This window comes from Hanstruepera ponticola, assembly GCF_012931685.1.
GTDB classification, from domain to species: Bacteria; Bacteroidota; Bacteroidia; order Flavobacteriales; family Flavobacteriaceae; genus Hanstruepera; species Hanstruepera ponticola.
This window is the reverse complement of the sequence record NZ_JABANC010000004.1, coordinates 42,493-56,366: the sequence shown is the minus strand read 5'-3', so window position 1 is coordinate 56,366 and position 13,874 is coordinate 42,493. Positions and strand designations below refer to the sequence as shown.

Annotated in this window: 17 protein-coding genes; 7 read left to right on the top strand and 10 right to left on the bottom strand. The window is 34.9% G+C overall.

Annotation, left to right across the window (positions count from 1 at the left end):
• Position 1: 1 nt before the first annotated feature.
• Complete coding sequence (locus HGK31_RS10705; RefSeq protein ID WP_191859824.1) at positions 2-733, bottom strand: class I SAM-dependent methyltransferase; 732 nt, start codon at positions 731-733, stop codon at positions 2-4.
• Between the two features lie 93 nt (positions 734-826).
• Here HGK31_RS10705 and HGK31_RS10700 point away from each other — a divergent pair, with 93 nt between their 5' ends.
• Positions 827-1,984 carry a THUMP domain-containing class I SAM-dependent RNA methyltransferase gene (locus HGK31_RS10700; RefSeq protein WP_191859822.1) on the top strand — a complete coding sequence of 386 codons (1,158 nt, stop codon included), beginning with the start codon at positions 827-829 and terminating at the stop codon, positions 1,982-1,984.
• A 152-nt stretch (positions 1,985-2,136) separates the two neighbouring features.
• On the opposite strand, the gene HGK31_RS10695 is transcribed toward HGK31_RS10700, so the two are convergent.
• The 5 genes from HGK31_RS10695 to rlmD form a co-directional block, all read right to left on the bottom strand.
• Positions 2,137-2,709, bottom strand: a complete 573-nt coding sequence (locus tag HGK31_RS10695; RefSeq protein WP_191859821.1) for a hypothetical protein — start codon at positions 2,707-2,709, stop codon at positions 2,137-2,139.
• Positions 2,710-3,392: 683 nt separating this feature from the next.
• Entirely contained in the window at positions 3,393-3,620 is a 228-nt protein-coding gene (locus HGK31_RS14740) for a hypothetical protein (protein ID WP_394368042.1), read from the bottom strand.
• A gap of 87 nt (positions 3,621-3,707) precedes the next feature.
• A complete protein-coding gene (locus tag HGK31_RS10690; protein WP_191859819.1) occupies positions 3,708-4,439 on the bottom strand; it encodes a DUF6048 family protein in 732 nt (243 codons plus the stop codon).
• On the bottom strand, positions 4,411-4,950 hold the full coding sequence (locus tag HGK31_RS10685; RefSeq protein ID WP_162919981.1) for a DUF6452 family protein: 540 nt from the start codon (positions 4,948-4,950) through the stop codon (positions 4,411-4,413). Before HGK31_RS10685 ends, HGK31_RS10690 begins: the two co-directional genes overlap by 29 nt.
• A gap of 5 nt (positions 4,951-4,955) precedes the next feature.
• Positions 4,956-6,365, bottom strand: coding sequence for a 23S rRNA (uracil(1939)-C(5))-methyltransferase RlmD (gene rlmD, locus HGK31_RS10680; protein ID WP_191859817.1), 1,410 nt, complete (start codon positions 6,363-6,365; stop codon positions 4,956-4,958).
• 117 nt (positions 6,366-6,482) lie between these two features.
• Here rlmD and HGK31_RS10675 point away from each other — a divergent pair, with 117 nt between their 5' ends.
• The 4 genes from HGK31_RS10675 to rocD all read left to right on the top strand — a co-directional run bounded on the left by HGK31_RS10675 (position 6,483) and on the right by rocD (position 9,337).
• Positions 6,483-6,992: a hypothetical protein gene (locus HGK31_RS10675; RefSeq protein ID WP_191859816.1), complete on the top strand. Its 510-nt coding sequence runs from the start codon at positions 6,483-6,485 to the stop codon at positions 6,990-6,992.
• Positions 6,993-7,544: an RNA polymerase sigma factor gene (locus HGK31_RS10670; RefSeq protein WP_191859814.1), complete on the top strand. Its 552-nt coding sequence runs from the start codon at positions 6,993-6,995 to the stop codon at positions 7,542-7,544.
• Positions 7,534-7,920: a DUF6768 family protein gene (locus tag HGK31_RS10665; protein ID WP_191859812.1), complete on the top strand. Its 387-nt coding sequence runs from the start codon at positions 7,534-7,536 to the stop codon at positions 7,918-7,920. The genes HGK31_RS10670 and HGK31_RS10665 overlap by 11 nt, the downstream gene beginning before the upstream one ends.
• A gap of 136 nt (positions 7,921-8,056) precedes the next feature.
• Complete coding sequence (gene rocD / locus HGK31_RS10660; RefSeq protein WP_191859810.1) at positions 8,057-9,337, top strand: ornithine--oxo-acid transaminase; 1,281 nt, start codon at positions 8,057-8,059, stop codon at positions 9,335-9,337.
• A gap of 83 nt (positions 9,338-9,420) precedes the next feature.
• Here rocD and HGK31_RS10655 read toward each other — a convergent pair whose 3' ends face one another.
• The 4 genes from HGK31_RS10655 to HGK31_RS10640 form a co-directional block, all read right to left on the bottom strand.
• Positions 9,421-9,753, bottom strand: a complete 333-nt coding sequence (locus HGK31_RS10655; protein ID WP_104735963.1) for a CCC motif membrane protein — start codon at positions 9,751-9,753, stop codon at positions 9,421-9,423.
• A gap of 5 nt (positions 9,754-9,758) precedes the next feature.
• Complete coding sequence (locus tag HGK31_RS10650) at positions 9,759-9,980, bottom strand: DUF2752 domain-containing protein (protein ID WP_394368041.1); 222 nt, start codon at positions 9,978-9,980, stop codon at positions 9,759-9,761.
• Between the two features lie 116 nt (positions 9,981-10,096).
• A complete protein-coding gene (locus HGK31_RS10645; protein ID WP_191859806.1) occupies positions 10,097-11,878 on the bottom strand; it encodes a T9SS type A sorting domain-containing protein in 1,782 nt (593 codons plus the stop codon).
• Positions 11,879-11,912: 34 nt separating this feature from the next.
• Complete coding sequence (locus tag HGK31_RS10640) at positions 11,913-12,929, bottom strand: tail fiber domain-containing protein (protein WP_191859804.1); 1,017 nt, start codon at positions 12,927-12,929, stop codon at positions 11,913-11,915.
• A gap of 197 nt (positions 12,930-13,126) precedes the next feature.
• Here HGK31_RS10640 and HGK31_RS10635 point away from each other — a divergent pair, with 197 nt between their 5' ends.
• Positions 13,127-13,327, top strand: a complete 201-nt coding sequence (locus HGK31_RS10635) for a hypothetical protein (RefSeq protein ID WP_191859802.1) — start codon at positions 13,127-13,129, stop codon at positions 13,325-13,327.
• A complete protein-coding gene (locus HGK31_RS10630) occupies positions 13,317-13,871 on the top strand; it encodes a Smr/MutS family protein (protein WP_191859800.1) in 555 nt (184 codons plus the stop codon). Before HGK31_RS10635 ends, HGK31_RS10630 begins: the two co-directional genes overlap by 11 nt.
• Positions 13,872-13,874 lie beyond the last annotated feature (3 nt).

Sequence of the window (13,874 nt, the reverse complement as noted above, 5' to 3'; positions counted from 1 at the left end):
CTTATTTAAAAATCATGATTAGGCGTTCAGAAGTTTTCCTGTCAAACTTACGCAATTTATAATCGCCAAAAACATCCAGCAAATAAACGTTTGCTTGCTCAAATAAAGCTTCAAAGTCATCTAGTGTAAAGGCTCTCACACGTTCTTGAAAATGAAATGCTTCACCATCATGTATAAATGAAATATCCTTAATAATATAGCTGTTTTCAACAGTTCGCTTCAGATTAAAATCAATGCCATCAACCGTTTTAGTTTCGTTTGGTACCAGGTTGTCAATAACAAAATCCGTATTCATAAAATCAATCACGCCAAATCCAAAAGGTTTCAAATTGGCTTGAATAGCCTGAATAGTCTTCAAATTATCTACTTCGTTTTCAAAATACCCAAAACTGGTAAACAAATTAAAAACCGCATCAAAGCGTTTACCAAACGGTTTGCACATGTCATGAACCTGAAAGTGTAAGCTCTCATTCTCATATTGTTTGGCGTGAGCTATACTGTTTTCAGACAAGTCAACACCAGTAACATCATAACCTAATGAATTGAGATACACCGAGTGACGCCCTTTACCACAAGCCAAATCCATGATAGAGCCCTGTTCAGGAATGTTCAGGTATTCCGTAAGATTGTCCATAAACAATTGCGCCTCTTCATAATCCCTATCTTTATAAAGAATGTGATAAAAAGGTGTGTCAAACCAAGAGGCAAACCAAGCTGTTGTGTCTTTTGTCATAGTATGTCCCACAAAAATGAGAATCTTTTAATTTTAGATACTCTAAAGTTGCAACAAAAATACTGTATTTTTGCAATCTATTTAATAGTCGTGATGGAGAATAATTTTAAAATGGTGGCAAAAACCTTATTTGGTTTTGAAGAATTGTTAGAAAAAGAACTCTTGCAGTTAGGTGCTCAAGACATTCAAAAAGGGGTCAGAAATGTGAGCTTTGTAGGAGACAAAGGCTTTATGTACAAAGCCAATTTAGGCCTGCGTACAGCCATTAAAATTCTAAAACCTATTGAATCCTTTCGGGTTAACAACGAACAGGATTTATATGACAAGGTCTATAAAATGGACTGGTCACAATACCTGAAACCAACAGGGTCTTTGGCTATTGATGCTACGGTACATTCCAAACTATTTACCCACTCCAAATACATAGCCCTTAAAACCAAAGACGCTATTGTCGATAAGTTTCGGGATACCACCAAAGAACGACCTAATATAGATTTACGCTTCCCCGATTTAAAAATCAATGTGCATATTGATAGGCAACAATGCACCATTTCATTAGATAGTTCTGGTGAGTCCTTACACAAACGTGGGTATAAAACAGCCACCAACATAGCACCAATAAACGAAGTATTGGCAGCAGGTTTGGTCATGCTGTCGGGTTGGGATGGTCAGTGCGATTTTATGGATCCCATGTGTGGTAGTGGCACCATTTTAGCCGAAGCCGCCATGATAGCCTGTAACATTCCACCAAACCTCATGCGTAAAGAATTTGCTTTTGAACGCTGGCAAGATTGGGATGTCGAATTATTTGAAACCATTGAAGAATCCCTCTTAAAGAAAACACGCGATTTCCATCATAAAATGATAGGCTATGACAAATCACCATCTGCGGTGTCCAAAGCCAAAGCCAATATTAAAAACGCCCATTTAGACGAGTTTATCACCATCCAGCACGAAGACTTCTTTAAAACCCAGAAAGCAGGCGAGGGGAAGCTGCACATGCTGTTTAACCCACCCTATGGCGAGCGTCTGGATATTGATATGGAAAAGTTCTATGCCGCTATTGGTGACACCCTCAAACAAGGCTACCCAGGCACCGATGCCTGGTTTATTACCTCCAATCTGGATGCCCTAAAACATGTGGGTTTACGACCCTCCCGAAAAATACATTTGTTTAATGCCAAACTGGAATCCCGCTTGGTTAAATACGTCATGTATGAAGGCAGTAAAAAGGCGAAGTTTAATGAGTAATTTTTGGTAGTACGCTTATCGTGTTTGTATATGAGCTGTGGCGTGATTTAGCACGAAACTCTCCAATAAAAACCGATTTTGGGAAATCCGCAGGATTTTCCAAGTGAGCACCGACCAAGCCATAGCTTATATACGGTGTTACCACACGTTTTTTATTTTTCAATCGGTGGTGGTGGTATCGGCATATCAATTCGCATGTATGGATAATCATTTAATTTAATTTTCAATGAAAGACTATCCCCATTTCTCTTATTCAGCTCATTAAATTCAGTTGCTAATTTTATAAATTGTTTTTTAATTTCTTCTTTTCCAAACAGACTATCTTGATAATAAAAAATAATTGCTTTGTCAATATTTTGAGAGTAATCTGATTGCTTTTCTGGATTTAATATGTGATTCTTTAAAATTTCTTTTAAACTATCTAAAGGCTTTTCAATTAGGTCATTTATAATTACAGTATTGTTTTCGATAAAGATTACATTTCGTTGAGAATAATCCGCTATAATATTCGATTCCGAGCACATTTTAAAAACTAAAAAATTGAAGTCAGTTTTGTTAGAGTTAAATTTCAAAACAGGCAATTTTCCGTTGCACGCAATTCTATCCGCAATTTTTATCAGTTCACCATAATTTTTGATAGATTCCAATTCAATTTTGGTCAGGATTGAGTCATTCTCAAAACTTGTAATTCGTGGATAATAAAATTCAGCATTTTTTTGTTCCATATTTCTCTTGTCAGTTTTACAATTGTAAAACAAACTCATTATTGTCAATATGAATACGATTTTTCTCAAATGTGTGGTAACGTAGTGATATAATTCGTTTTAATGATTTATATCTATTGATAAGCGAAGTTAGTTTTTTAAGCCCAAAAAGTCAATACGTACATATACGTAATTTTGCTTAAAAGCCCCGTAAGGTCTACGTCAGGTTTTATTAAGGTCTAATTAAGGTCTCCTTCAGGTCAACCCGTTGCATTCCTGCGCAGGCAGGAATCTCAAAGCGTAAGTAATGAAGTAGATCCTGAATCAAGTTCAGGATGACAGGTTGTTTAAATAGGTTTCCCATAGAGCTACTTCGGGTTCCCTAGGTGCTCCTTGCGGTCTCCTTCAGGTGTCCTTCGGATCTCCTTCGGGTTTCCTTCGGGTCAGCTATCGAAAACTCCTACAAAACACCAAACTAAACCCTTTGTCATTACGAGGAGCCTGTGACGAAGTAATCTGTTTATTCAACCTATCCCAATGAGATTGCTTCCCACTTCGTGCCTCATGGTCGCAATGACGTGGTCGCAGGCTTATTATGTGTTGTCACCGTCATATTATGTGTTGTCGCAGAGTTATTATGTGTAGTCACCGTCATATTATGCGTCGTCACCGTTATATTGTGTGTTGTCACCGTGTACCTTGATTTAGTATCCGTGTACTTTGATGTAGTATCCGTATACTTTGCTGTAGTATCCGTGTACTTTGACGTCGTCACCGTGTACAATGGCATCGTCACCGTATACAATGGCTTCGTCACCGTTTACAATGGCATCGTCACCGCGTACAATGGCGTCGTCACCGTGTACAATGGCTTCGTCACCGTTTACAATGGCTTCGTCACCGTTTACAATGGCATCGTCATCGAGTACAATGGCGTCGTCACCGTTAACAATGCCGTCGTCACCGTGTACAACGCTATATCAAAGGTATGACAGACCTAGGTCATTAAAATTAAGATATTATTTATCCTTTTTAAACAAAGGAATTAAATAGGAAATATTGTAGCCATAACCAAACCCAAAGTTACCACTGTCGTAGGTTTTATTATAACCAGGAATGTACAGGTTTTCAAAATTATCAGGTTGGTCTTGTGTAACGATATACTTGAACTGTAAGTTGGCACCTAAATACAGGTTATTTAAAACCTCTACTTTGATACCTGTAATTACTTCGGCCCAAATAGCACTCAAACCACTGAATTCTATAGATTCACTTGTGGCAAATTGCGGTGTCCAGTATTGGGTATCAGAATACACACCATAGCTGTTTAAAGTTTGGTTAAAGGTACTGGCACCAACTCGCAAACCACCGTAAATCATGTTTTCCATGCCGTACCAGTTTTCATAGGCGTTATAATCAGCACCTACTTTAAAATAGGTGCCTTGGGTTGTGGCATTTATAAACTCGGCATCAGTTGTTTTTTCTTCAACACCTATTTCACCAGCCAAATACCATTTTTTAGTAAGTCTGTAATCACCATTTACCTCAAAACCTTTGTAATCATCATCAATAAATGAACGGACTAATTTACTTAAATCACCACCAATACGAATACCGTATTTTTGTTTGATTTTAAGGGTATCAACGGTTTGTTTTACTTCAGGAATACTATCATTTTGAGCATAGGAAACAACACTCAAAAAAAAGCATAATAGTAGTGTCTTAATGGAATAATCTGAAATGTGGTGCATCTTCGTTTTCTACTATTTGATTATCATCTACTGATCTATAATTTTGAATCCAACGGTCACCATCATCAGCAACAGTTATCCTTATATTTTTAAATACGGTTTTAAATCCACATGCTCGTGACACATAAACTTCTTCTCTTACATATTCTATAGTAATAATGTCTTCATTGCCACGCAAGGTGTCATCACTAGGGTCATTTGGAGTACCATTATCATTAACGCTGTAATTTTTATGGAGTTTGTATTCTGTAATGTTTTCAGTGGTCTTTAGTGGTAATAATATTTCTTGTCTTTGTTTTGTACCGTCCAAATCTGGTAAGGTTTCGTCATTATCAACACCTTGAACTCTAAATTTAACGACATTTTTAGGATTTAAATCTTCAGGGTTTTCAATATTATAGAAAGCCAAAACCAATCTTGGCGTTGTATTATCGCTATCACAAATGTCATCGCGTTCGCAGCTAAAGGCGATACATGATATTAAAATGAAAGCTATAAGTCTTTTTTTCATAAACATTATCTTCTTTCCAAAAGTACAACATTTTCAACATGATGCGTTTGCGGGAACATGTCTACAGGCTGTACCTTGGTTACTTTATATATATGATCCATTAACGCTAAATCACGTGCTTGCGTAGCACTGTTGCAACTTACATAAACTATTTTTTCTGGCGCTATGTTTAATATTTGATTAACAACATCTTTATGCATACCATCTCGAGGTGGATCGGTAATAATCACATCTGGATTACCATGGTCATTAATAAAATCTTGGTTAAAGACGGTTTTCATATCACCCACAAAAAACTCGCAATTGGTAATATTATTGCGTTCGGCATTTTCTTTAGCCGCAGTTATGGCATCAGGAACCGCTTCAACACCAATTACTTTTTTAGCTTGTTTAGATACAAATTGAGCAATGGTTCCGGTTCCGGTATATAAATCGTAAACCAATTCGTTTCCGGTTAATCCTGCAAATTCACGAGTAATTTTATACAACTCGTAGGCTTGCTCCGAGTTGGTTTGGTAAAAGGATTTGGCATTAATTTTAAAACGTAAGCCTTCCATATCTTCAAAAATATGATCTTCGCCCTTATAACAAATAACCTTTTGGTCGTAAATGGTATCATTGGCCTTGCCGTTTATAACGTATTGCAATGAGGTTATTTCTGGGAAGGTATCAGCAATAAAATCGAGCAATAATTCGCGCTTGTGTTGGTCTTCTTTAAAAAACTGAATTAAAACCATAATCTCGCCAGTTGTAGCCGTACGAATCATCATAGTCCGTAACAAACCGCTTTGGTTTCTGGTATTGAAGAAATCTAAATCATTATCAATTGCAAATTGCTTTACAGCATTACGGATGGCATTAGACGGATCCGCTTGTAGGTGACATTTTTTGACATCCAAAATTTTGTCCCACATACCCGGTATATGAAACCCTAGAGCATTTTTATCTCCTAAGTCCTTATCCGACTGAATTTCTTCTAATGTAAGCCATCGACTGTCACTAAAAGAAAACTCCATTTTATTACGGTAGAAATACTGTTTTTCTGAACCTAGAATAGGTGTGGTTTCAGGTAATTCAATATGCCCAAGTCGCGTAAGGTTATTAATGACTTCTTTTTCTTTATAAAACAATTGGTATTTGTAGTCCATATCTTGCCATTTACAACCACCACACGTACCAAAATGTTCACAAACGGGTTCTGTACGTTTGTCTGAAAGCTTATGAAAAACGGTGGCTTTGCCTTCATAATAGGCCTTACGTTTCTTAAACGTTTGAACGTCTACAACATCGCCAGGAACAGCGTTGGGTAAAAAAATAACTTTTCCATCTGGTGCCTTGGCAATAGTCTTGCCTTTAGCACCTGCATCGATCACTTCAAGGTTTGTGAATACCTGTTTTTTGTTTCTTCTTGACATGATGCAAAAATAATAATAGCTAAAGATTATAACCACCTAATTTCAATTATCTTTATTTTGATTTTCAATTTTATTTAAATGGAATGAACCTTTTCAACTTTTTTACGTCTATTTAATATGAGAGTCACAAATATTCATAAACGGAAATTACCGCAATCCCTAATTAAAGTATCACCTTTATTGCATACACTTGGTACAGGTAATGATGCCATTTGGCCCAATGAAAACTGGCCTTCTATATATTTTAAAGAAGGATTGAAAAAGGGTAGTCCAGGTGGTCACGGTATCATTAAATACACAATCGCAGATTATGACAAAGCAGGTAACATTATATTTAACTTTACAAAACCAAAGGGGTTCGAAGGTATACATCAGTTTAAACTAGAAGCTACTTCCGAAAACGAAACGCTCATTACGCATGACATTCAAATGCATACCACTACAATTAAATCGACATGGTTTTGGATTGTTGCCATAAGATGGTTACATGATGCCTTAATTGAAGAGGCATTTGACAAGATGGAAAGTCAATTCTCTGAAGTTAAAATAAAACCAAAGTATACGCTTTGGGTGAAGTTTTTACGGTGCTTATTTAAAAGAAAAGCATTGAAACTTAAATATGTATAATTGAAAAGGGACAAATCTTTAGACGCAACATTGGTTGAGGCTTATCAATCCGGAGATAAAGAAGCCCTCGTGTTATTGGTAAAACGATGGCATGTTACATTTTGTGAAAAAGCATTTTGGTTGGTAAAAGATGTGGATGCGTCTAAAGATATTGCTCAAGATACCTGGCAGACCATCATGACTAAAATGGCAACACTTAAAAACCCGAGACGTTTTGGAGCATGGGCCATTAGGATTGTTTATCATAAATCTATTGACGTCTTAAACCAGCGTAATAGAGAACAATTAGATTTAATAAACTATAAATATGAGCAAGAGAACCCTAGTCAATCTAAAATTGATGATTCAGTAATAAAAGATGAATTATTAAAGGCCATGATGGTATTACCAAAAAATCAAAGGCAAGTCTTAAGCTTATTTTATTTAGAATCGTACTCGTTGAAACAAATATCAGAATTACTCAATATATCGATTGGCACAGCAAAATCACGTTTGTTTTATGCACGTGAAAAATTAAAATCAGTAATTAAAATTACAAATTATGAAAAATAATATGGAAGACATTGACAAATTAATTAAGGATACCTTAACTCAAGAAGAGGCTAAATTCTATGATGAACTCGAAGAACAAAATGTTTTGGGTATGATTTTTGGCCTATTTAAAGGAAAAAACAAATGGCTATTGGTCATGATGAATATAGTCACTGTGGTCTTTTTTGTTTTGTTTATTTATTGTTTAGTTCAATTTTTTAAGATGGAAGACACCAGAGACATGTTAGCTTGGGGACTGGGTGCAGTTTTATTTATGCTTGGTGTAAGCATGCTTAAGGTTTTTGCTTGGATGCAAATGGACAAAAATGCTATTATGCGTGAATTAAAACGTTTAGAGCTACAGATTTCGTCTTTATCTGGAAAATTGTCAGACTAACATTTTAAGAAGCAGCAGATATTTAGTATTTTGCAATCCCTAGGGATGATTTCTTTCCCACGCTGAATTTTCGAATCTTTTCGAAAGGATAAAGGTAGATAAGGAATGGTTATTTATTAATTTAAAACAAATTAAAATGGCTGTTTTAGACCAATTAAATTCGCAACAGGCGATAGATTTAGAAAACAAGTATGGCGCACACAATTACCATCCATTACCAGTAGTATTAAGTAGAGGAGAAGGTGTACACGTTTGGGATGTTGAAGGAAAACAATATTATGATTTTCTTTCGGCTTACTCGGCAGTTAATCAAGGGCATTGTCATCCTAAAATTGTAGGTGCTATGACCGGTCAGGCTCAAACATTGACATTAACATCACGAGCATTTTACAATGATATGCTTGGCAAATATGAAAAATTTGCCTGTGAATTTTTTGGATTTGATAAATTGTTACCTATGAATACAGGTGCCGAAGCTGTAGAAACAGCTTTGAAACTTTGTAGAAAATGGGCATATGAAGTAAAAGGTATAGAAGAAAATGAAGCAGAAATAATTGTTTGCGAAAACAATTTTCATGGGCGTACAACAACTATTATTTCTTTTTCAAATGATCCTGTAGCAAGAAAAAACTTTGGTCCTTATACCAAAGGTTTTATAAAAATTGAGTACGATAATTTAGTTGCTTTGGAAGAGGCGTTAAAAAACAACCCCAATGTAGCTGGATTTATGGTTGAACCTATTCAAGGTGAAGCTGGGGTTTATGTGCCTAGTGAAGATTATTTAAGTAAAGCAAAAGCATTATGTGAGCAGTTTAATGTTTTGTTTATTGCTGATGAAGTACAAACAGGTATAGCGCGAACAGGTCGCTTATTAGCTACTTGCGGAAATTGTAGTTGTGCCAATAAAAATTGTTCTAATGAACCAGAAGTAAAACCAGATATTCTAATTTTAGGAAAAGCCTTGAGTGGTGGTGCTTACCCTGTGAGTGCTGTTTTGGCTGATGACCCTATTATGAAGGTTATTAGACCAGGAAATCACGGCAGTACCTTTGGAGGTAATCCTATAGCTGCAGCTGTGGCTATTGCTGCTTTAGAAGTTGTAAGAGATGAAAAATTAGCTGAAAACGCGTTTAGACTTGGTGAACTGTTTAGAAGTGAAATTAATAAGTATATTGAATCAAGTTCAATTGTAAATTTGGTAAGAGGTAAAGGCTTATTGAATGCCATTGTAATAAACGATGACGAAGAAAGTGATACGGCATGGAATATTTGTTTGGCACTGCGTGATAATGGGTTGTTGGCAAAACCAACACATGGTAATATCATTCGATTTGCACCACCATTAGTAATGACAGAAGACCAGCTGTTAGATTGCGTGCGAATTATTACTGAAACGCTTAAACAATTTGAAGATTAATCTGTAATTTAATTATAAAGAAAAAGCGACTGCACTAAAAGAACTTCAGTGACCAGTCGCTTTTTTTATATAGGATTCTTTGATTATTGATTCTCCTGCATCTCTTCCAGCATTTTCATATATTCATTTTGCATATCGTCATACTGACCTGTTGCTTGTAAGTAAATATAAACACCAACAATTATTAAACTTAAAACCAGTCCAATAATAGAAATAATTCTCGCTGTATTCAGTTGGCCGTAATTATCGTAAAGTTCAGGGTTTTCAATATATTTCTTTTTGTCTTTATTAATTAAAAATAGCGCAATTCCTGAGAGTAATACACCACCAAAACCGCTTGTGCAACAACAGCCAATAAATGATAATATTCCTAATATAAGTCCGACTGTTGCATTGGGTAGTTTCTGTTTTTCCATTTGAGTTAGTTTAAAAATTTAAGGATGAAATTAATAATAATTATAGAGATTGAAAGTATGGCTAATAAATTAATTATTTTGTTTAAGCGTTTAACTTTCAAGAATACATTAAGGCCTATGAGTAAAAACAAAGGGATTAGGGTATAAACTGCAGGATACATATAAAAAGCTGAAACAAATTCACCTTGGTAAATAAGCAGTAAGGATCTTTGGAGTCCACATCCCATACAATCAAAACCCAACAGTTTTTTGTTTAAACACGGTAACATGTAATCTTCCAATGAAGACATGAAAGGCTGTTTTTGAAATTAATTACTCAAAAGTAAAAAAGAAAATAGAAAGTTTATTGCTTATTTGCAATGATTATTTTTTTGCTTAAATCTTGACCAGACTCAAATGTTATTTTCACAATATATACACCATCACTCAAGCCTTTGGTAGAATACATGTAGCTGGAATCAATAGGTAAATCAATTTTATTAAAAATTTGCTTGCCATTGGCATCAAAAAGGTTAACATTCTTGATTTCTAACTGATTAGGATTAAGAATATGAAGTTCAGATAAATTGTTGTTTTGAAATACCGAAAAATCATCTAGTATAGTCACATCTTCAGTGCTTAAGGCGTTTGAAGTGAAAGTGATTTCGAAACGGTTAGTATAATTCCCAGGTTCCAAGTTCAACTCATAATTTTGAGATCGTAAATCAACATACAAATCGTTTTCAATGTCATGAATAAAGATTGGTTGCGAATCATCAAAATTCTGTACATCAAAAATTCTAAAACGAACCAATTGCTGATTTTCAATTATCACATGAAGTGGAATAGTCAAATCAACATTAAAATTAAACGCTTGAGCTGAATAAGCTTCACCATCTTGTATCCAATGCGCATCAGATTCAATTAATTCAGGACTTTTACTTTCAAGACCATAATCTTTTTCAGCGGATGCTGTGTGATGAAAATTTTGTAAAAGTTGTCTAGTATAAGTGTCGTTGAAATCAACATTTATTCTAAAACGTTTATAGTCATCAGGTACAACTTGTAAACCTTCGTCGTTGTATTGAATATAATCAGTACGGCTGTTGTTTTGCTGTTGTCTGAAAAATTCACTAACATTTGGTGCTTCTTTTTCAAACTTTCGCATTGAATTTGTGGTTCTTAGATTTCCGCTCCCAGAACCTTTTACCATAAATCCTTGACCAACTGGTATATATCTGAATACAGCTTTGCCACTTGTACTGGATGAGCCTCCTGTATTTAGCGTGCCATCATAATTATAAGAATCAAATGTTGCAGGGATGAATGTTTCAACCGTACCTGCTGAATTTATGGTGTATGTTGCATAGCCGCCTCTGTAATTGATTATTACATGGGATGTTATGGTTAAATCTTGTTCCCAAAAATAAAGTGTACCAGAATCTAATAGTGATGCATTATTAGAGTCATGGATATAATCTCTAGCATCAAGAGCAGAAGGATAGGGGTTACCCACTAAAGTTTCTTGACCATTAAGAACACTTGTAAAAATCGTACCATTATTAGGTTTTCCTCTAAAATCGTACAATTGGTTGTTGCTAGATCCTAGAGTGCCTTTCATGGTAAACCCATAACCAGGAGCAACGTCACCTGTAGATAAAACATGATCCCATTCACTGTATTGCGTTCCTGGGTTATATGACCATAACCAATAATCGGCAATAACCAAAGGGGCTGTTGTTCCGTTGTAGTTTGGTGCTTGCATGTAAGTAGCTAAATTACTGGTAATTGGTGATGAAACAACATCATATATATTATTATTAGCTCTAAATGGTCTGTTGTTATTATCATCACCTAATACATTACCCACTGGAGAGCACCAATAATTGTATGCTGCAGCACTCGCTTTACCGTTTTGATAAATACTTAATTTTCCAACACCTGAATTTCCTGTGGTCCCTGATCCTTGTATTAATTGTGATTCATTTCGCAGATAAACATGAGCCGTGCTTTCTTCAATATTGACATCATCTTCAACGTAAAGGACTAAATCATTTACATAAACGTAGGCATTGTTACGTACTGAAAGTTGTGCAAATGAAATTTCAAAACAGAGAAGCGTAAAAAATAATAAAATTTTATTCATGTCATTATTGTTTTTACATCATAAAGTTAGTCAATTAATTCTGACTATCAATTAGTTGATTTAAACGACTTTCTAAAAGATTCACCTTGTCCTCTAAAGTTTGAATTCTATTTTCTTGAGATTGGATGATGGTTTGTTGCTCTTTAATAGCTTGCGTTAAAATAGGCACTAACAAAGTGTAATTTACAACTTTAAACAAATCCGTTTCTCTCTCAGATACCGTATTTAAATCTTTTTTTCTATTAGAATTTGTTACTAATAATTTTTCCTTTACCATTTCTGGGAAAATAAGTTCAAGATCTTGAGCTATAAAACCAAAAGATTTTCTGTTTTCATCTAAACCAATTTCTGGGTAGGTTTCAGTATCGTAAAAGTATGAAACTGGCTCCAATTCATTAATTGCATCTAAAGCGTTAGTGATAGGTAATATGTCTCTTTTAAGTCTTCTGTCTGACCCATAGAATGTTCCAGCACAATACAAATCAGCATTAAAGTAACCAGCCCATCCCCAATAACTTCCTGAAAAGTATAATTGACCTTCAAAAGCATTTCCACGTTCATTATTGGCAGAACCTAAAACGCCAATACCACCTCTTCCGGTTGTAGTTCCATTTAAGCTCATACCTAAAATCCCTGGTGCTTCAAAAGAGCTACCTTGATAATTGGTCGCTCCTAGCACAACACGTTGACCATTATTGGCATTTGTATTTTGAAACAAAGCAACAGCTCCCAAAGTAGTGTTGTTGTTCTCGTAATAGCTATGCCAACCTCCTAATAAAAACGCTTTATAATGAATGGGGTACGTAGGATTGTCATTATTTATTCCTATACGATTATCACTTCCTTTGACCAGAAACATATTTTCAGAGTCAGCAGATTCAACCCTAAAATCAAATGAACCACCGGATTCATTAAAAATAGCATCTTCAGTAACGGTTAATAAAGCAGTAGGGTTTAGCGTACCAATACCAACTTGGGCAAAATTTGGTAAGCACACTAAAAAAAATATAATTAAGATTTGAGACTGAATTATTTCGTTAATTTTCAACATAATACAGCATTTAGGTAGCACTAAAAATAAGGATTTAATCAACTTATTTGCTAATTTTATAAAACCAAATTTTTGATTATTCGATTAAAAGTAAATTCAGACGGTTGAACACATAATTTTATAGGTTTTTTCTTTGCTCATAAATAAAGAAATTGCATTTTGCATAAAAATCATAAAATGAATTCAACCATTTTTTAATGAAGAATCTGCTCAATTATTTGTTAATTCTTATTGGAGGTATTGTTGCTATCTATGCACAAGCGACTGAAGAACAAAACACTGTAGTCTTAATTCTAGGAATGGTAATCCTAATGTTTGGTATCTACAGAATTGCAAGTCAAATACCAAGTAAGAGCGAAAAACAACAAGACAACGAGGAAGATAATCATGATGTATAAAATTGGAGATAAGGTATCAGTTTTAGATGAAGACATAACAGGAACTATTGTAAGGATTGAAGGAGCTGCTGTTATTATTGAAACAGACGATGGTTTTGAACTGGATTTTAACAAGCGTGAATTGGTTCTTGTAAACACTTCAGAATTATCAGGTGATATTTTTTCTAAATCTTCCATTGTTGAAATTGTTCATGAAAAAGATCGTCCCAAACGAAATCCTCAAAAGAAAACAAAAAGCAAAGAACGCCTTCAGCCACCAATGGAAGTTGATTTACATATCCATCAATTAACGAATCAAAAAGGTATGAGTAATTACGATATGCTTTCTTTACAACTGGAAACGGCTCAAAGGCAATTAGATTTTGCTATAAAAAAGCGTATTCAAAAAGTGGTTTTTATCCATGGAGTAGGAGCTGGTGTACTTAAAACAGAACTGGAGTACTTATTTGGCAGGTATAACAATGTGAAATATTATGATGCCAACTATCAAAAATATGGTTTAGGCGCCACAGAAGTATATATTTATCAAAATGCTAATCCCTAAATT